The following is an 18,854-nucleotide window of genomic DNA, read 5'->3' as shown; positions in this document are numbered from 1 at the left end:
CCAAGTTTTTTATTGATTATTGTAATTGATTTTGAATTTTTGAAAGTCCCTCGCTGGCACTCATTTTTAAAACTTCTAACGGATTGGGTAAATCATAAATCGAAGCAGGTTTTGGGTCGATATAATAAACTGGGACATAACTTTTCGCATAATGCATTAATCCCGCAGCCGGATAAACCTGTAAGGAAGTGCCAATAATGATAACAATATTGGCTTGCTTCATCATTGGTATGGCTTCGTCTATTGCAGGAACGGCTTCGCCAAACCAAACGATATCAGGGCGTAATTGTTCGGCATTTTCGTTTACATCACCTATAGAAATGTCGTTTTCCCAGTATATACTTTCGTTTTCTGAAAATTCACCGCGAACTTTTACTAATTCTCCGTGTAAATGAAGAATTTTTGTACTTCCAGCTTTTTCATGTAAATTATCTACATTTTGAGTAATAATTTGAACATCAAAATCTTTTTCCAATTCGGCCAATATTTCATGACCTCTATTGGGTTTTACTTCTTTTAATTGTGCGCGACGTTTATTATAAAAGTCTATAACTAAAGCAGGATTTTTTCGCCAACCTTCTGGAGAAGCGACTTCCATAATATCGTGGTTCTCCCACAATCCGTTAGAATCTCTAAAAGTGTTTATACCACTTTCGGCGCTCATACCTGCTCCTGTTAATACGACTATTTTCTTTTTCATTTTAATTTTATCTTTGTCGAAATTAAAGAAAATTATCCATTCATGGAATCGCTATTTCAAGACAAAAACTATTTAGAGTATTTAGAGACTTTTATTTCAGAAAATCGTAAGGAGGGTTTTAAACGAGTTTTGGGAAATAGAACCAAACATTTTACGGTGGCAGTGGAGGATATTTTTCAGTTGCACAATACTAGTGCAGTTATGCGTAGTTGTGATGTCTTTGGAATTCAGGAACTACATGTTATTGAGCAAAAATTTGGAAAAACAATTGATACTGAAATTGCTATGGGAGCTCAAAAATGGGTTGATATTCACCGATATTCAAATAATCAAGCTTGCATAGACCAATTAAAAGCAAAAGGGTATCAGATTATTGCAACTACACCCCATGAAAATGATTGTATGCTGGAAGATTTTGATATAACAAAGCCTTCGGCTATTTTCTTTGGTACAGAAAGGCATGGGCTTTCAGAAGAAGTAATCAATCAGGCTGATGGTTATTTAAAAATACCAATGGTTGGTTTTACTGAGAGTTTAAATATTTCAGTATCTGCAGCGATAATTTTGCAAAATATTTCAACACGATTACGTAATTCTGACATAAATTGGCAACTTACAGAAGCAGAATTATTAGAAAAATGTATCGATTGGGCTCGTAAATCAATAAAAGATATAGATTTTATTACGCAGAAGTATTTAGAAAGAAATATAAGAACATAAAAAAAGATTGGTGAACCAATCTTTTAATTTTATTTTTTCTTCAAAATTTTATATTCCTCGTAGCAACCATTGATTGCATCTAGAACTTGAAGGTCGTTTGCTGATTTTGTAAAAGCTTCAGAATAATTACAACGCTCCAAAATTTCAAGTAATTCTTTTTCGTTGATACCAAACATCAAGTAAATAGCTTGACGATCGTATTTGTTTTGTAGAATATTACGAAGATTTTCGTCATTACGAATTTCACGTAACTTTTTAAGTTCCTTAGGTCTTTTACCAAAGAAATTATACAAAGCATCAGCAGGATTAAATAATGAACCCATTACTCTGTTAAATGCGTTAGGAGAGTTCTCTCCTCCTTCATATCTCTTAGTTAAACCAGCGATAGAGTACCAGTAGTTTTCTCTCTCTGGAATAAGTTTCGCATCAACTTCTAAGTATCCAGTAAGTGTGTAAGGTGGAATAACAATTTCTTCTAAAGCATATGCTTTTTCTGTAAGTCTAATACGTGAGTTTTGATTTTTTATCCAGTCATTAGTTACTTTAATTTCTATAGACTGAAATCCTAAACATGATATTAAAAGTATATCGTTTACATCTGCAAAAATTTCAAAATTACCTTTTGCGTCAGAAATTGCACCTCTGACTTTATTGGTATTTACAACATTTGCATTCCAAATAGGAAGTAAATTATTATCGTTTATGATGGTACCTTTTACAGTAGTAGTTTCTTGCGAAAATCCTGTAATTGAAAATATGAATAAAAAGAAAACAGTAAAATATCTCATGCCTAAATTTGTTGGGCTAATGTAATTATTCATTACGAGATATTTTACTGTTTTTATATAATTATAAGAAAATTAACAAAAAGTGTTAATCTCTTCTTGGTCTTCTTTCTCTTGGTGCACTTGAGTCAGAACGTCTTGGTGCAGCACTTGAGCGTCTTTCGTTTCTTGGAGCTCTTTCAGAAGAATCACTTCTTCTTTCAGTAGATCTTCCTTCGCCACGTCTTTCGGTTCTTGGAGCTCTGTCTGATGAACGAGATTCACTTCTTCCTCCAAATCCACCTTCTCTTCGTCCACCTGAACTTCTTTCTCCTCTAAAACCACCATCTCTTCTTCCACCACCAGAATTTCTTCCGTTATGGTCACGACGACCAGAGTTTCCTCCACCATCGTTTTTAGAGATTTCTACATTAATACGTCTGCCGTTTAGGTCATAACCATTTAAGATATCCATAACTTTAGCAGAGTGCTCGCCATCAGTATTAAAGAAAGAGAAACCTTCTTTAACATCAACTTTGAATACATCATCACGACCTAAGTCTAAAGTTTCTTTCAGGAAGTCTTTCAATTGCATCCAATCAAAATCGTCTCTAGCGCCAATGTTAATAAAATAACGCACTGGATCACCAGCTCTGATTTCTCTTGGTTCAGAACTTCTTTCTCCTCTTTCACTACCTTGACTTGATAAATCACGTTTTGATTTGTAGTACGATAAGAAACGGTTAAATTCAACAGAAACCATTCTTTTTACCAATTCTTCTTTTGTTAAGTCTTGGAAAACCTCATAGATTGCTGGTAAGTAGCTATCAATTTCGTGATCAACTTCCGTGTCGTGAATTTTATTTGCTAAATGTAATAACTGGATTTCACAGATTTCAATACCGCTCGGGATCGTTTTTTCTTCAAACTTCTGTTTGATGATTTTTTCAATCGAGTTGATTTTACGAATTTCACTTTTGGTTACGATTACAATAGAAGTACCTAATTTACCGGCACGACCTGTACGGCCAGAACGGTGATTGTACGTTTCAATTTCATCTGGTAACTGATAGTTTACAACGTGCGTTACGTTGTCTACGTCGATTCCACGAGCCGCTACGTCTGTAGCTACCAGCATTTGAACCTGACGACCACGGAACGCTTTCATTACCCCGTCACGTTGTGCTTGTGATAAATCACCGTGTAATGCTGCAGCGTTGTATCCGTCTTCGATTAATTTTTCGGCAACTGCCTGAGTGTCTCTTTTCGTACGACAGAAAACTACCGAGAAAATATCTGGATTTGCATCTGCCAAACGTTTTAAAGCTTCGTAACGGTCACGGGCATTTACAACGTAAAATTCGTGTGAAACCGTTGCCGATCCTGAGTTTTTATGTCCTACTGTAATTTCTACAGGGTTAGACATGAATTGTTTACCAATGCGTGCTACTTCAGCAGGCATGGTTGCGGAGAATAACCATGTGTTTTTCTCTTCCGGTGTGTCCGATAATATGGAACAAATGTCGTCGTAGAATCCCATGTTTAACATCTCATCTGCCTCATCCAAAATGCAGAAATCGATGTTTTTGATGTTTACAAGACCTCTGTTGATCATGTCTTGCATTCTACCTGGTGTAGCCACAATAATTTGTGCGCCACGTTTTACCTCTCTAGCTTGTTCTGTAATGCTTGCACCACCATAAACAGCCACAGTATGTAACCCCTTTATGTACTTTGAGTATAATTTAATCTCGTTAGTGATTTGTAAGCATAATTCACGCGTTGGTGACAAAATTAATGCCTGAGTATTTTTGTTCTCAGCATCAATTTTCTGAATTAGTGGAAAACCAAAAGCTGCGGTTTTTCCTGTACCTGTTTGCGCTAGGGCAACTAAATCTGTGTTTTGTTCCAATAGTACTGGAATCGCTTTTTCTTGCACTTCTGACGGATTCTCAAATCCTAGATCTTTAATCGCCAGCAGTAGCGACTCATTCAATCCTAATTGTTCAAATTTATTCATAAAATATTTTAAATTGGGTGCAAAAGTAGTGTTTATAAACGATATAAACTAGTGTAAAATTTTTATTTGTGAAATTATTAGTATTTGATAATCAATAATTTAGAAAATAAGGCATGAAGAATATTTGAAGATTTAAAGGTTATTAAGGCTATTTATTGAGAATTTTTCAATAAAATAACTATTTCTTGAGAAAAGAGATTAACTGTTTTACTGCTTTTCCGCGATGACTAATTGTCGCTTTTTCTTCCATTGACATTTCAGCAAATGTAGTTTCATAACCATCAGCTACAAATATGGGATCATAGCCAAATCCGTTATTTCCTTTGCGTTCTGTAATTATTTCACCATTAATAATTCCAGTAAACAAATGCTGTGAACCTTCTAAATTTAAAGCAATAACTGTTTTGAAATTGGCTTTACGGTTGGTTTTTTCAGAAAGTTCAAATAGCAATTTATCGATGTTTTTATTATCATCTTTTTCTTCACCAGCGTAACGTGCCGAATATACTCCTGGAGCTCCATTTAGGGCATCGACTTCAATTCCGCTATCATCTGCAAAGCATGGATACCCATAATTTTTAGTAATATAATCTGCTTTCAGAATTGCATTACCTTCTATAGTATCTGCTGTTTCAGGAATGTCTACATCGCAACCAATGTCTTCAAGACTTAAAATTGTAATATCTGAAGGTACTAATTGTTGAATTTCTTTGATTTTATTTTTGTTGTTTGAGGCGAAAACAAGTTCCATTTATGAGAATTTTAGAATTATGTCAAAGATAGTTATTTGACTTTGCTTAAAAAACCATTTTTAGGAATGAAGTAGGAAGGTATTAAAAAGTAAAAAGTCGAGGTGGAGCCCCCGACTTTTTGTCGAATGTGTAACCACATTGCTGTGTCATTCGGCTGCAAATGTATGCTTAATTTTTAGTTTTCCATAATAAAAATGACTCTTTTATTTAAAGCTTGGTTTTTTTAAATGTTAATTAATGCTTAAATAATTGATTTTTAATATAAAAGAGCTGAATATTTTGTATCTTTAATTTGTAATTCTGATTAGTCATTTTAAGAATTATTTTTTATAGTCGGTAGAGTCGAGGACGAAATTGATATTTTATTAATCAGAATCACACATATTGGAGGCCTGTAAAAGGCCTCCTTATTTTTTGAACAATACTGTTGGATTAAGTGAAATAAAGGTAGGTCTTTTTTAGCCCTGATGGAAACGGCATCCTTTTGTTTTTTTCTTTATAAAAACAAAAGATAAAGAGTACAGCAGGAAAAGCTTCAAAAAATAATTGCAAATTTCAATACTATAATACCATAGAAATGGTTACTTTTGAGCCGATTATAAAATCGTAAAAATTTACATTTTTGAATTATGGTTAAAGATTTATTTGAAAGAATACAAAACAATAAAGGTCCGTTAGGGAAATGGGCTTCACAAGCAGAAGGATATTATGTTTTCCCAAAATTAGAAGGTGATTTAGGACCAAGAATGAAATTTCACGGAAAAGAAATTTTAAACTGGTCTATTAATGATTATTTAGGATTAGCTAACCACCCAGAAGTGAGAAAAGCTGATGCTGATGCTGCAATGCAATTTGGTGCTGCTTATCCAATGGGTGCTCGTATGATGTCGGGTCATACAAATTACCACGAACAATTAGAAAAAGAATTGGCTGAGTTTGTAATGAAACCAGCAGCTTATTTATTGAATTTTGGTTACCAAGGAATGGTTTCTATCATTGATGCTTTGGTTACTAAAAATGATATTATTGTTTACGACGTAGATTCACATGCTTGTATTATTGATGGTGTTCGTTTGCATATGGGTAAACGTTTTACATACAAACATAATGATTTAGAGAGCATGGAGAAAAATCTTCAACGTGCTACTAAAATGGCAAAAGAAACTGGCGGAGGTATTTTATTTATTACTGAAGGCGTTTTTGGAATGCGTGGGCAACAAGGGAAATTGAAAGAAATTGTAGAAATGAAGAAAAAATACAATTTCCGTTTATTAGTTGATGATGCACATGGTTTTGGTACTTTGGGTAAAACTGGAGCTGGAGCAGGTGAGGAGCAAGGATGCCAGGATGGTATTGATGTTTATTTTTCTACATTCGCAAAATCGATGGCAAATATTGGTGCTTTCGTTGCTGCTGATCAAGATGTAATTGATTATTTAAAATATAATTTACGTTCGCAAATGTTTGCTAAAGCATTGCCAATGATTCAAACTATTGGATCGCTAAAACGTTTAGAATTATTACGTAAATCTTCTGAGATTAAAGATAAACTTTGGGTAAACGTTAATTCGTTACAAAACGGATTAAGAGAAAGAGGATTTAATATTGGAGATACAAACACTTGTATTACACCAGTATATTTAGAAGGATCTATTCCTGAAGCAATGGTAATGGTAAACGATTTACGTGAAAACTATGGTATTTTCCTTTCTATTGTTGTTTATCCAGTAATTCCTAAAGGTATTATTTTGTTAAGAATGATTCCAACGGCTTCACATACTCAAAAAGATATCGATGAAACTTTAGCAGCTTTTGAAGCTATCCGTGAAAAACTAAGTAACGGTACTTATAAAGCACTTGCCGAAGCTAACGTAGAGAATGTTTCTTAAACACAATCAAATAATAATATTAAATGTAAAACCCTATCAAATTTGATAGGGTTTTGTTTTATAGGTCTTTTTTATACGTTCTTCGTCTTTTATGAATGGTTGGATTGAAATTTTTCCATAAATTATGCATCGCATGGTTTTCCTCTAATTCTTGAGTACGTATGAATTTTTTAATATTCATTTGTTTAAAAACTTTGTAATATTCGTCAAAAATTATAGCTGTAATTCCTTTGTTTTGATATTCAGGACTTATTCCAATTAAATAAAAGACTACCTCTTCAGATGCTTTTTTAGCTTTTAATAAATGATAAAATCCAAAAGGGAATAACTTTCCTTTTGCCTTTTGCATTGCTCTTTCAAAAGAAGGCATAACGATAGTAAAACCAATCATTTTATCATTTTTGTCCATGAAAAATTTGATATATTCAGGATTGATAAAACTGATGTATTTCTTTTTGAAATAATCCCTCATTTCATCGTTTATAGGAACAAAAGTCTGTAATGCAGAATATGATTCATTAAATAAATCAAACATTTGATCTACATAAGGCATTACTTGGCTAGATTTTGTAAAGTTTAAAACTCTAACACCGTAACGCTCTTTAATCATTTTACTAGCCCTTTGAAAAGGTTCAGGGTTTATGGCATTCATTGAAAAATAGCTTTCAAAATATTCTTTTTCAACTGTCATTCCTAGCTTTTCAAAGTGTTCTTTGTAGTAAGGATGATTGTACCATGAAACCATCGTCCCTAATTGATCAAAACCTTCGGTTAATACACCTACTTTATCTAGATTGGTAAAACCAATAGGACCTTCGGCCATTTCCATGCCGTGTTTTTTTCCAAGCTCATAAACTTTGTTTAATAAAGCTTTGGTAACTTCTATATTATCAATAACGTCAAACCAACCAAAACGAACTTTCTTTTTTTTTTGTAAATTGACTTCGTCCCAATTAATTATAGCGGCAACTCGACCAACTATTTCATTGTTTTTGTAAGCCAAATAAAGTTCTACTTCAGCAGTTTTTAATGCTGGATTTTTTGTTTTATCAAAAGTTTCAACTTCCTCAGAAATAATAGGAGGAATCCAACAATTGTTTCCTTTAAAAATCTTGAAGGGAAATTTTACAAATTCGGTAATCTCTTTTTTGGTATGTATTTGTTTAATAGTAATCATAAAAATTATGGCGTTTCTTCAAGATCATCTAATCGTTTCTTTTTAGGTTCTTCTTTAGTTCCTTCTTCAGAATCACTTGAAGGTTCAATGTCGTTGTCTTTGTTTCTGCGTTTTTTTCTTTCTGCTTTTTTGGCTGCTTTTTCAAGTTCTTCTGGAGTTTTTATTGTACTTTTTCCGCCTCCTTCACCTTCTTTTTGATCTCCTTTTTCTTTAACCTCTTTTCCATCTTTAATTTGAATGTCTTTGTGTTTTTTGTCAAATCTCCATGAGAAACCTATTCCTCCATAAAAAATAGAAGGAGTGTATTTTATGTTTTTTGCAATGTTGATATCTATTTGAAGATTGTCTTTCAATAAATGAGTTGCTCCAACTGCAATGAAACCATCCGAATAATAATCGCCTTTTACACCTCTGTTTTCAAGAAATGCAGACCATTTTTCATGAACACCACATGTTAATGTTAGTATATAACCAAAATTTTGTGTTTCAGATGCAATTTTGTCGGCAATTAAATTTGTAACTAAAACCCAACGGCTTCCAAATCTGTTTTGTGCAATTGCCATAATTTTAGGACTTACCACAGCTTCTCCTGGAATACTATAATCGTTATCCATAGTATAATTTACACCAACATAACCTGAAATAGCTGGAATTAATTGCTTCCATTTAAAACGGTGGTTTGCTTTCCAGCTGTAAATATTTGGTTTTTCTTCTCCTTTTTTGAAAGGATCATAGAATAAATACTTTGCTCCAAGTGTTGTATTTCTTAATCCACTTCTATTTTTATCTACAAATAAGCTCGAATACTTGTCCATTTGGAACTGTGCATCAAGGGTAACTTCAAACTGTTCTTTCCAAACACCATATCTCGCTGTTAAATCTAATCCAAATCCTTTAGCATCATAATCTAAAATATTATGTGATTCCTTAATATAATATACTCCCGATTCTATTTGAAGCACTTTTTTACCAACCGAAAATGCTCCAGCAGATTTACCAGGTCTGTTTGAATTAATTTGATCTGTAAACTGTGAGTATATAGAAGAGGAAAAGCTTAAAATACTGATTAAAATAAAGGAACGTAATACTTTCATAGGTTTCAAGGTTTGGTTTGACCAAATGTAGTATATTTTATTATTATTTTAAGAAAGTGATAAATCAATTATGCTTATTTTTGAAAAAAAATTACAATGCAAGAGGCTTCATTTAGTGGTTTATTAAAAACCATCATTTATATTATAGGTTTCTATTATTTGGTTAAAATTTTGGCTCGTATTTTCATGCCAGTTTTAATGAAATCGATGATGAATAAAGCACAAGAAAACTTTAATCGTCACTACCAGCAAGGAGACTTTAATCAATCAACTTCAAACGATACTTTTACTCAAGAAAAATCACAACGTGATTTTAAAAAACCTACAAAACAGGTTGGTGAATACGTTGATTATGAGGAGGTAAAAGATTAAATAGAAGTCTTTTTATTTCTTCAAACAAACTCAAAATCGAAAACTGGGCTGGATACTAAAAAATTAGTATCTTCACGCCTTATTTGATTCAACCAAAATTTTATGAATAAACTAAAACGTTTTTATCCGCATGCACTGGCTGTATTGGGCTTTGTGCTGGTTTCGCTTATTTATTTTTATCCTGTATTACAAGGAAAGAAAATTCTGCAATCAGACATTGTGCAGTACACTGCAATGGCAAAAGAACAAAATGATTTTAGAGCCGAATATGATGCCGAACCCTATTGGACAAATAGTGCTTTTGGTGGAATGCCAACATATCAGTTAGGAGCAAATTATCCACATAATTATATTAAAACTCTTGATGGATTAATTCGTTTTTTACCTCGTCCAGCAGATTATTTATTCCTTTATTTTGTTGGATTTTATATTTTATTGATGGCATTGCGAATTAAGCCTTTGAAAGCTTTTTTTGGTGCCTTAGCTTTTGGTTTTTCAACATATCTTATCATTATTCTTGGAGTTGGTCATAATGCTAAAGCACATGCTATTGCTTATATGCCAATGGTTATTGCTGGAGTTTTATTAGTATATCAAAGACGATATTTAATTGGTGGATTGCTTACTCTTTTAGCAGCTGCTTTAGAGATTAATGCAAATCACTTTCAAATGACCTATTACTTACTAATTCTATTATTGGTAATTGCAGCTTATTATAAAATTAAAGCTATCAAAGCTAAAGATTTTGGACATCTTTGGAAATCAGCAGCAGTATTTGCAATTGCAGGTATTCTAGCCATTGGTGCTAATGCAACAAATATAATGGCTACTTCAGAATATGCTAAAGAAAGTACAAGAGGGAAAAGTGAATTAACTTTTAATCCTGATGGTTCTAAAAAGACCGAGGCTACTTCAATGACATACAATTATATCACAGAATATAGTTATGGAATATTAGAAAGCTTCAATTTAATTTCACCAAGAATTTTTGGTGGTTCTAATAGTGAAAATGTTGGTACAAATTCTGAGATGTACAAATATGTTGTTGCTCAAAATGTACCAGAAGATCAAGCAAAAGAAATTGTAAAAGGATTGCCAACATATTGGGGAGACCAACCAATTGTTGCTGCACCTGCTTATATTGGAGCAATTGTTTTCTTTCTTGCAGTACTTGCGTTATTTGCTGATACAAGAAAAATTAAATATGCTTTTCTTGCTGGAGCTTTAGTTTCGTTGTTTTTATCTTGGGGTAAAAATTTCCCATTATTAACAGATTTCTTTATCAATTATGTGCCAATGTACAACAAGTTTAGAGCAGTTTCATCTATACAAGTTGTATTAGAAATTTGTATTCCTGTTTTAGCAATTATGGGATTACAATCTTTCTTTAAGTTGGATGAAAAAGAAAAATGGACTAATTTGTGGAAGTCTGGAGCAGTAAGTGTAGGTGTTTTGGTATTGTTATTCCTTTTTAAAGGAAGTTTCAGTTTCGCAGGTGGAAGTGACTCTTATTTCATACAATCGTACGGACCAGAATTTGTTGATGCTTTAAAACAAGACAGAAAATCAATGTTCTCTGCAGATTTATTGCGCTCTGTCTTTTTTATAATTGTTGCTTTTGGAGCTTTATGGTTGTCTATTAAGAACAGAATTTCTGAAAAAGTAGCGATAATTCTTGTTGGAATTTTGATGGTAGCCGATTTGTTTTTTATTGATAAAAATTATTTGAATACTTCAAGTTTTGTATCAGCTCACGAAGTTGATGAACCATTTGTAGAAGCTCCTTTTGATGAAGCGATTTTGAAAGATCAATCACATTATAGAGTTTTTGAAGTATCACAAAATGCAATGAGTGATCCAAGAGCTTCCTATTTCCATAAATCAATTGGAGGATATCATGCAGCAAAACCGCGCAGGATGCAAGAATTGTTCGATTATCAAATCGCAAACAATAATTTGGAAGTACTAAATATGTTAAACGTTAAATACCTTATTCAAACTAATGAAAAAGAAGAACAAATAACTATTAAAAGTACGGGAGCTAATGGAAACGCTTGGTTCATAAAAGAAATTAAAGAGTTGAAATCTGCTGATGCTGAAATGAAGGCTTTAACCAAGTTTGATTCTAAAAATGTTGCTTTTATAAACAGTAACGAGTTTAAGTTACCAGCTAAACAATTTGTAAAAGATACTACAGCTGTTATTAAACTTGATTCATATAAATCAAATGAATTAAAATACACTTCAAATAACCCAAATAATGGTTTTGCCGTTTTCTCTGAAATGTATTATAAAAATGGATGGAATGCCTACATTGATGGTAAACTTACTGAACATTATAGAGTAGATTATGCTTTAAGAGGATTGCCAATCCCAGCTGGAAAACATACAGTTGAGTTTAAATTTGAACCGCAAGTGGTAAAAACTGGTAGTATGATTTCATTATTCAGTTTTATTGGAATTTTAGGATTGTTAGGCTTTGTAATTTATTCAGAAAGAAAAAAGATAGCTAGCGAAAAATAATTGAAAACCATTTTATACATAGCATTAGGAGGAGCTTTAGGTAGTGTTTTGCGCTACCTAACTTCTGTTGTAATCAAATCGATTACTTTTCCTTATGCTACGTTTATTACAAATATTTTGGGTTGTTTGTTAATTGGTTTATTCTTTGGTTACTTCGAAAAACAGAATATATTATCTCAAGATTTAAAGTTTTTCTTGATAACTGGTTTTTGTGGAGGTTATACAACATTCTCTACTTTTTCCCTTGAAAACATCCAATTAATACAAAATAATCAAATGGGGACTGCCATTATCTATATTGCATCTAGTATTATTATAGGATTATTGGCAACTTGGTTAGGAATGAATTTGGTTAAAGTGATATGAAAAAAGTACTCATTATAACTTATTATTGGCCACCAGCTGGAGGGCCAGGAGTACAGCGATGGCTTAAATTTGTTAAGTACTTGCCTGATTTTGATATTCAACCTATAGTTTATGTTCCTGAAAACCCAACGTATCCAATTATAGATAATGGATTAGTTAATGAAGTTTCAGACAAAGCAATAATTCTGCAACATAAAATTATTGAGCCATACGGTATGGCTTCAATCTTTTCAAAAAAGAACACAAAAGGCATTAGTTCAGGTATAATACCAAATCAAAAGAAACAGACTTTTTTGCAAAAAGCTATGCTTTGGATTCGTGGTAATCTTTTTATACCTGATGCACGAGTACTGTGGGTTAAACCTTCAGTTAAGTTTTTGAAAAAATATATTCAAGAGTATAACATTGATACTATTATTACTTCAGGGCCACCTCATAGTTTGCATTTAATAGGGCTTCAGTTAAAAAATGATTTAAAATTAAATTGGTTGGCCGATTTTAGAGATCCTTGGACTACTATTGGCTATCATTCGGCATTAAAATTATCAAGTTATGCTGATAAAAAACACAAAGCTTTAGAAAGTAAAGTTCTAAATACTGCTGATACTATTATTGTGACCAGTAAAACGACTAAAGCTGAGTTTGAAAGGTTAACAACCAAGCCAATAGAAGTAATTACTAATGGTTATGATGTTGAAAAAGTTTCTGTTGGACAATTGGACGAAAAGTTCACTTTGGCTCATATAGGTTCATTTTTATCAGATAGAAATCCTAAAATTTTATGGGAAGCATTGAGTGAATTGATTCATGAAAATGACCAATTTTCGCAGCAATTCACGCTAAAATTAATAGGGAAGGTGAGTCAGGAAATTCTGGATACTATTGAAAGTTTTGGATTAAAACCACATCTCAATAATTTGGGATATGTTTCTCATGCTGAAGCTATTCAACATCAAAGAAAATCACAGGTTTTATTATTGGTAGAAATAGATTCGGAAGAAACAAAAAGTATTATTCCTGGAAAAGTATTTGAGTATATGGTTTCTGAAAGACCAATTGTGGCTATTGGTCCTCAAGATTCTGATTTTGCCGAATTAATTGTTTCTACAAACACAGGAAGTTTCTTTACATATTCTGAAAAAGAGAGATTAAAAGCTACGCTACTTTCTCATTTTGAAAAATTTGTTGCTAAAGAATTAAAGGTATATCCAGTAGGATTGCAACAATATTCTCGTAAAAATCTTACCCAAAAATTGGCTAATTTTTTAAAATAGCCCTGATTGAGCCATTTTTGGAGCTCTTTTTTGTAGATTGAGGTTCTCGAAATCAACAAAAAAAGCGACTGGCGAAAGCAGGAAATAGCTCCTAAAAAGAAAAACCCCAGAGTTATGGCACCCCGAGGTTTAACATAAATAAACAAACCTAACCAAAATTTATTTTTAAAACTCTTTATTTTTTATCGTCTTCGATTTTTGCTTTTGTACCATCAGCTTTGTAATAGTAGTAATCATCGTCATTTTCACGTGGATCAGATGGATAATTGTTTCTTGGGCCATCATAATAGTTATCGTTATAATAACCAGTTGCTCTACCTTTTACACTACCAAACATATCGATGATTTGACATTTTCTGTTGTACATGATGCGTAATCCACCAATTTGTGTTAGTGCAAAACTGTTGTATCTCATGTAAACTGTACCAATTCGGCTTACTCTATCGTTGTAATCGTAGTTAATAAACGTGTTTCCAACTCGTCTTACTCGTCCAAAGCTATCATGTTCTATACGAACACCATAATTTACGGGTCTTCTACTAGCTATTTCTACTGAGCCTCTTTTTCCAGCTGCTTTAAAGTAGTAATCGCCTCCTTGTACATCGTCTGGTCTTGTGTTAAAATCGAATTCACCGTTAGGGAATACAAAAAACTCAATACCGCGTTCTATAAATGAAATAGGTTCTGCATCTCGATAATCTACAAAATGTTTAGGACCTTTTCCTTTTCCGTTATTGTCAGAAAAAAAATGGTTTTCTGACGCGTGAGCCATACTTCCCGCCAGGAAGATGCTGGCCACTAAAAGTGTAATCTTTTTCATAATACAATAATTTAATGGTTTGCTTACTCTTTCGATTTTTAGCTATCTCGAACAAGAAGAACATCTTGTTGAAATGATATGTTCAATTAGCGTGCCAAAACTTGTTATTCTAGTATAATATTTTGTAATTCATTGATTTTTAAATAATTAAAAAGTTTAAAAAAGATGCAGAAAAATGTTAAAAAAAATTAACTTTGCTGAAACCCAACACTATCAATAAATTATGAGACCAAAATTACGTGCTCTACTTTTGAGCATAACTCTAAGCCCGTTAAGTTTATTTGCACAAACTTTTGTGCAACGTTATGCAGATATTGCAAATCAAACCTCTCAAACAAACATTACTAATAATTTAACCGAGTATGAAGCTTTGGGAGTAAAATATAGAAATACTCAAGCGTTAGAAAACGCTTATCAATGGTTAGTGAATAAATACACTAGCTTTGGTTACTCAGCAGCTCAAATAACAACAGATACTTATTCATATTCAGGAAGCACATGCAAGAATCTTGTGGTTACTAAAGTTGGGACGTTGTATCCTAATACATATGTTATTGTTTGTGGACATTATGATTCTATAACAGGAACAGGAACAAATGATAACGGAAGTGGAGTAGTAAGTATATTAGAAATTGCTAGATTATTAAAAAATGTGAATACTGAATATTCTATAAAATTCATCAACTTTAGCGGTGAAGAAGATGGTTTGAGAGGTAGTCAGCATTATGTATCTTCTGTTGTTAATGGTACGACGCCTAAAATGGATATTAGATTGGTATTCAATTTAGATGAAGTCGGAGGTGTGGCTGGCATGACAAATAACACTATTACGTGTGAAAGAGATACTAACGGAACTCCATCTACAAACAATGCAGCTTCGTCTGCAATTACAAATGAATTGATTACTTGTGTTGGATTGTATTCTCCTTTGCAAACTACTTTATCTTATGCATATGCATCGGATTATATGCCATTTCAAGCCAATAATGAAATAATAACTGGTTTTTTTGAAACTAATGAAACACCACACAAACATACCGCTACAGATTTATTAGTAAATATGGATCCAGTATATAACTTTAAAGTTGCAAAAGCTGCTACAGGAGCTGTATTGCATTTTGCTAAGGCTGAAACAACATTAGGAATAAATACTTTTGATGCGGATAATCAGATAAGCTTTTTTCCTAATCCTACTAAAGATTCTTTACACATCAATATGGGTAATTTGCAAGTTGATAAGTATAATTTAGTAGTAACTGATGTTAACGGTAAAAATGTAATAAGTAAGAATATTTCTAATCCTAAACTGATTGAGACAGTTGGATTGGAAGGACTATTGAAAGGAATGTATTTGGTAACGCTAAGTTCAGGAGAAAAAAAAATAAGTAAGAAAATAGTAATAGAATAAAAGAAAAGCCTCATTTGAGGCTTTTCTTTTATAACTTGTCTTTTAGGTATTTAGCAGTAACTGAAGATTCATTCTTTGCTATTTCTTCAGGAGTTCCAAAGGCTAGGAGTCGTCCTCCATTTTCTCCTCCTTCAGGACCTAAATCAATGATGTAATCGGCACACTTTATCAAATCTAAATTGTGTTCAATAACTATAATTGAATGTCCTTTTTCTAGCAAAGCATCAAATGATTTAAGTAGTTTCTTAATATCATGAAAATGTAATCCAGTTGTAGGTTCATCAAAAATGAAAAGTGCTTTGTCTTTCGTGGCTCCTTTTACCAAAAAGGAAGCTAGTTTGATACGTTGTGCTTCGCCACCAGATAAAGTTGATGATGATTGTCCCAATTGAACATATCCTAAACCTACATCCTGTAAAGGTTGTAGTTTTTGAACAATTTTAGCACAATTTTTTTCCTTAAAAAACTTCAATGACTCATCAATAGTCATTGTTAGTACATCGTCTATGTTCTTTCCTTCAAATTGTACTTCAAGGACTTCCTTTTTAAATCGTTTACCATTACAAGTTTCACATGGTAAAGAAACATCGGCCATGAAAACCATCTCAACATTTATAGAACCTTCTCCTTTACAGGTTTCACATCTTCCACCATCAACGTTAAATGAAAAATGTTTAGCCTGATAACCTCTATTTTTAGACAATTTTTCTTTAGCAAACAAATCTCGGATATCGTCATAAGCCTTTATGTAAGTAACAGGATTAGAACGTGAACTACGGCCAATAGGGTTTTGATCTACATATTCTATATGTTTTATGTGAGAAAAGTTTCCTTCCATATCAGTGAATTGGCCTGCTTTTTCACCTACACCTTCCAATTTCTTCTGCATAGCAGGATACAATATCTTTTTGACTAAAGTACTTTTTCCTGAACCAGAAACTCCAGTGATTACCGTTAACACATCTAACGGGAAAGTAACATCTATGTTTTGAAGGTTATTTTCTCGTGCGCCTTTTACTTCAATAAAATTCTTGAATTTTCTTCTTTTTTTAGGTGTTTCAATTTCTAATTTTCCATTAAGATATTGAGCTGTCAAAGAATTTGATTGAAGTATTTCATCATAAGTCCCTTGGGCTACCAGTTCACCTCCATATGACCCCGCTTCAGGCCCAATATCAATAATCATATCAGCAGCCTTCATGATGTCTTCATCGTGTTCAACAACGATAACAGTATTTCCTAAATCTCTTAATGAAATCAATACTTTTATTAAGCGTTCAGTATCTTTTGGATGTAAACCTATACTTGGCTCATCTAAAATGTACATAGAACCTACCAGACTACTTCCTAATGAGGTAGCTAGATTGATTCGTTGCGATTCTCCTCCAGAAAGTGTTGCAGAGTTTCGGTTTAAGGTAAGATAATCTAATCCTACATCTTCTAAAAAAGATAATCGGTTATTGATTTCTATTAGCAATCGCTTTGCAACTTTTTGATCGTATTCTGATAATTCTAAATTCTTAAAGAAAGGAATTAGTTTTTTTATTGGTAAATCAACCAATTCCGATAATGTGATACCTCCAATTTTTATATTATTGGTCTCAGCTCGTAATCTTTTTCCTTTACAAGTAGTACATTTAGTTTTTCCTCTATAACGAGAAAGCATTACTCTGTTTTGAATCTTGTAATTTTTTTCTTCAAGCTCCTTAAAGAAGTCATTTAACCCTTCAAAGTATTTATTTCCTTTCCAAACCAAATCTTTTTGTTCGGTTGTTAATTGAAAGTAAGGTTTATGAATAGGAAAATCAAATTTATGACTGTTATTTACTAATTGATCTCTGTACCAACTCATGCTTTCGCCTTTCCAAGGAGCAATACAGTTTTCATATATTGAGAGAGCAGTGTTTGGGATGACTAAATCTTCATCAATTCCTATGATGTTTCCGTAACCCTCACATTGTGGGCAGGCGCCATAAGGATTGTTAAAACTGAATAAGTGAATGTTTGGCTCTAAAAAGGTTAATCCGTCAAGTTCAAAGTTTGAACTGTACACAATTTTTTTATTGGTGTTTAACTCTTGAAGATAGCAAATTCCTTTCCCCTCGTAAAAAGCAGTTTGAGTGGCATCGGCTAGTCTGTTGTAAAAATCTTCTTCGTTCTTAACAACAATACGATCAATAATTAATAAAACATCTTTATTGTTGAGTGAATGTTGTTCAATTTCATCAATTCTGATCATTTCGTTGTTTACTAAAATACGAATGAAACCTTGTTGTAATAAGACTTTTAATTTGTTTTCAAGATCTCTTCCTTCTTCTAGATGAATTGGAGAAAGAAGTAACCATTTGCTATTTTCATCAAACAATTTGACATCATTAATAACATCAGAAACAGTATTCTTTTTAACCTCAAGTCCAGAAATGGGAGAGTAGGTTTTACCAACACGGGCAAAAAGTAATTTTAGATAATCATAAATCTCAGTCGAAGTACCAACTGTCGAACGGGCATTAGTTGTATTTACTTTTTGCTCGATAGCTACAGCAGGAGCGATTCCTTTTATATAATCAACTTTTGGTTTATCTAAACGTCCTAAAAATTGTCGGGCATAGCTTGATAAACTTTCTACATAACGACGTTGACCTTCGGCATATAAAGTGTCAAAAGCCAAACTTGATTTTCCAGAACCTGACAAACCCGTAATAACCACCAGTTTGTTTCGGGGAATGGCTACATCAAGGTTTTTTAAGTTATGAATTTGAGCACCTTTTATAAGAATGTTTTTCTTAGGTTCAAGAGTTGAAATATCTGTAAGCATATAAGAAAATAACCTTTTTTACAAAGGTAACTATTTCGTATTAGTTTTAATTAACCTGATGTTATACTAAATTACTTTTTTTTGAATAATAGTTTTAAAAAGTTATTTTTACTTCAAACAACTAAACAAACTAACAAAATCAACGTGGATATATACAAAG

At 32.6% G+C, this 18,854-nt stretch carries 15 protein-coding genes; 7 read left to right on the top strand and 8 right to left on the bottom strand.

What is annotated here, in order from left to right:
* Positions 1-16: 16 nt before the first annotated feature.
* On the bottom strand, positions 17-700 hold the full coding sequence (locus tag LJY17_RS06045) for an SIR2 family NAD-dependent protein deacylase (protein WP_264542944.1): 684 nt from the start codon (positions 698-700) through the stop codon (positions 17-19).
* 42 nt (positions 701-742) lie between these two features.
* On the opposite strand from LJY17_RS06045, the gene LJY17_RS06040 reads away from it, so the two are divergent.
* The gene (locus LJY17_RS06040) at positions 743-1,420 is read left to right on the top strand and encodes a TrmH family RNA methyltransferase (RefSeq protein WP_264542943.1); all 678 of its coding nucleotides are present in this window, start codon (positions 743-745) and stop codon (positions 1,418-1,420) included.
* A gap of 29 nt (positions 1,421-1,449) precedes the next feature.
* Here LJY17_RS06040 and LJY17_RS06035 read toward each other — a convergent pair whose 3' ends face one another.
* The 3 genes from LJY17_RS06035 to LJY17_RS06025 form a co-directional block, all read right to left on the bottom strand.
* Positions 1,450-2,208, bottom strand: coding sequence for a carboxypeptidase-like regulatory domain-containing protein (locus tag LJY17_RS06035; protein ID WP_264544883.1), 759 nt, complete (start codon positions 2,206-2,208; stop codon positions 1,450-1,452).
* Positions 2,209-2,293: 85 nt separating this feature from the next.
* Entirely contained in the window at positions 2,294-4,204 is a 1,911-nt protein-coding gene (locus LJY17_RS06030; RefSeq protein ID WP_264542942.1) for a DEAD/DEAH box helicase, read from the bottom strand.
* Positions 4,205-4,382: 178 nt separating this feature from the next.
* Complete coding sequence (locus LJY17_RS06025; RefSeq protein WP_264542941.1) at positions 4,383-4,955, bottom strand: non-canonical purine NTP diphosphatase; 573 nt, start codon at positions 4,953-4,955, stop codon at positions 4,383-4,385.
* Positions 4,956-5,585: 630 nt separating this feature from the next.
* Here LJY17_RS06025 and LJY17_RS06020 point away from each other — a divergent pair.
* On the top strand, positions 5,586-6,845 hold the full coding sequence (locus LJY17_RS06020; RefSeq protein ID WP_264542940.1) for an aminotransferase class I/II-fold pyridoxal phosphate-dependent enzyme: 1,260 nt from the start codon (positions 5,586-5,588) through the stop codon (positions 6,843-6,845).
* Positions 6,846-6,903: 58 nt separating this feature from the next.
* On the opposite strand, the gene LJY17_RS06015 is transcribed toward LJY17_RS06020, so the two are convergent.
* Positions 6,904-8,022: a GNAT family N-acetyltransferase gene (locus LJY17_RS06015; protein ID WP_264542939.1), complete on the bottom strand. Its 1,119-nt coding sequence runs from the start codon at positions 8,020-8,022 to the stop codon at positions 6,904-6,906.
* 5 nt (positions 8,023-8,027) lie between these two features.
* Positions 8,028-9,116, bottom strand: coding sequence for a transporter (locus LJY17_RS06010; protein WP_264542938.1), 1,089 nt, complete (start codon positions 9,114-9,116; stop codon positions 8,028-8,030).
* A 96-nt stretch (positions 9,117-9,212) separates the two neighbouring features.
* Here LJY17_RS06010 and LJY17_RS06005 point away from each other — a divergent pair, with 96 nt between their 5' ends.
* The 4 genes from LJY17_RS06005 to LJY17_RS05990 all read left to right on the top strand — a co-directional run bounded on the left by LJY17_RS06005 (position 9,213) and on the right by LJY17_RS05990 (position 13,651).
* Complete coding sequence (locus tag LJY17_RS06005; RefSeq protein ID WP_264542937.1) at positions 9,213-9,488, top strand: DUF4834 family protein; 276 nt, start codon at positions 9,213-9,215, stop codon at positions 9,486-9,488.
* A gap of 102 nt (positions 9,489-9,590) precedes the next feature.
* Positions 9,591-12,011: a YfhO family protein gene (locus LJY17_RS06000; protein ID WP_264542936.1), complete on the top strand. Its 2,421-nt coding sequence runs from the start codon at positions 9,591-9,593 to the stop codon at positions 12,009-12,011.
* A complete protein-coding gene (crcB, locus tag LJY17_RS05995; RefSeq protein ID WP_264542935.1) occupies positions 12,012-12,377 on the top strand; it encodes a fluoride efflux transporter CrcB in 366 nt (121 codons plus the stop codon).
* Complete coding sequence (locus LJY17_RS05990; RefSeq protein ID WP_264542934.1) at positions 12,374-13,651, top strand: glycosyltransferase family 4 protein; 1,278 nt, start codon at positions 12,374-12,376, stop codon at positions 13,649-13,651. The genes crcB and LJY17_RS05990 overlap by 4 nt, the downstream gene beginning before the upstream one ends.
* Before the next feature lie 175 nt (positions 13,652-13,826).
* Here LJY17_RS05990 and LJY17_RS05985 read toward each other — a convergent pair whose 3' ends face one another.
* Positions 13,827-14,471 carry a hypothetical protein gene (locus tag LJY17_RS05985; RefSeq protein WP_264542933.1) on the bottom strand — a complete coding sequence of 215 codons (645 nt, stop codon included), beginning with the start codon at positions 14,469-14,471 and terminating at the stop codon, positions 13,827-13,829.
* A 223-nt stretch (positions 14,472-14,694) separates the two neighbouring features.
* Between LJY17_RS05985 and LJY17_RS05980 the strand changes: the two genes are divergently transcribed.
* The gene (locus LJY17_RS05980) at positions 14,695-15,879 is read left to right on the top strand and encodes a M20/M25/M40 family metallo-hydrolase (RefSeq protein ID WP_264542932.1); all 1,185 of its coding nucleotides are present in this window, start codon (positions 14,695-14,697) and stop codon (positions 15,877-15,879) included.
* Between the two features lie 28 nt (positions 15,880-15,907).
* On the opposite strand, the gene uvrA is transcribed toward LJY17_RS05980, so the two are convergent.
* Entirely contained in the window at positions 15,908-18,694 is a 2,787-nt protein-coding gene (gene uvrA / locus LJY17_RS05975; RefSeq protein ID WP_264542931.1) for an excinuclease ABC subunit UvrA, read from the bottom strand.
* Between the last annotated feature and the right edge of the window lie 160 nt (positions 18,695-18,854).

Source organism: Flavobacterium hankyongi, assembly GCF_036840915.1.
Taxonomy (GTDB): Bacteria; Bacteroidota; Bacteroidia; order Flavobacteriales; family Flavobacteriaceae; genus Flavobacterium; species Flavobacterium hankyongi.
This window is presented reverse-complemented; position numbering and strand designations above follow the sequence as displayed.

Excerpts from the sequence above, each read along its gene's own strand:
- LJY17_RS06020 (WP_264542940.1), top strand. The coding sequence starts at position 5,586 with ATGGTTAAAGATTTATTTGAAAGAATACAAAACAATAAAGGTCCGTTA.
- LJY17_RS06025 (WP_264542941.1), bottom strand. The coding sequence starts at position 4,955 with ATGGAACTTGTTTTCGCCTCAAACAACAAAAATAAAATCAAAGAAATT.
- LJY17_RS06040 (WP_264542943.1), top strand. The coding sequence starts at position 743 with ATGGAATCGCTATTTCAAGACAAAAACTATTTAGAGTATTTAGAGACT.
- LJY17_RS06030 (WP_264542942.1), bottom strand. The coding sequence starts at position 4,204 with ATGAATAAATTTGAACAATTAGGATTGAATGAGTCGCTACTGCTGGCG.
- LJY17_RS06010 (WP_264542938.1), bottom strand. The coding sequence starts at position 9,116 with ATGAAAGTATTACGTTCCTTTATTTTAATCAGTATTTTAAGCTTTTCC.
- LJY17_RS05985 (WP_264542933.1), bottom strand. The coding sequence starts at position 14,471 with ATGAAAAAGATTACACTTTTAGTGGCCAGCATCTTCCTGGCGGGAAGT.
- LJY17_RS05990 (WP_264542934.1), top strand. The coding sequence starts at position 12,374 with ATGAAAAAAGTACTCATTATAACTTATTATTGGCCACCAGCTGGAGGG.
- LJY17_RS06045 (WP_264542944.1), bottom strand. The coding sequence starts at position 700 with ATGAAAAAGAAAATAGTCGTATTAACAGGAGCAGGTATGAGCGCCGAA.
- LJY17_RS05980 (WP_264542932.1), top strand. The coding sequence starts at position 14,695 with ATGAGACCAAAATTACGTGCTCTACTTTTGAGCATAACTCTAAGCCCG.
- LJY17_RS06000 (WP_264542936.1), top strand. The coding sequence starts at position 9,591 with ATGAATAAACTAAAACGTTTTTATCCGCATGCACTGGCTGTATTGGGC.
- LJY17_RS06035 (WP_264544883.1), bottom strand. The coding sequence starts at position 2,208 with ATGAGATATTTTACTGTTTTCTTTTTATTCATATTTTCAATTACAGGA.
- LJY17_RS06005 (WP_264542937.1), top strand. The coding sequence starts at position 9,213 with ATGCAAGAGGCTTCATTTAGTGGTTTATTAAAAACCATCATTTATATT.
- LJY17_RS06015 (WP_264542939.1), bottom strand. The coding sequence starts at position 8,022 with ATGATTACTATTAAACAAATACATACCAAAAAAGAGATTACCGAATTT.
- uvrA (WP_264542931.1), bottom strand. The coding sequence starts at position 18,694 with ATGCTTACAGATATTTCAACTCTTGAACCTAAGAAAAACATTCTTATA.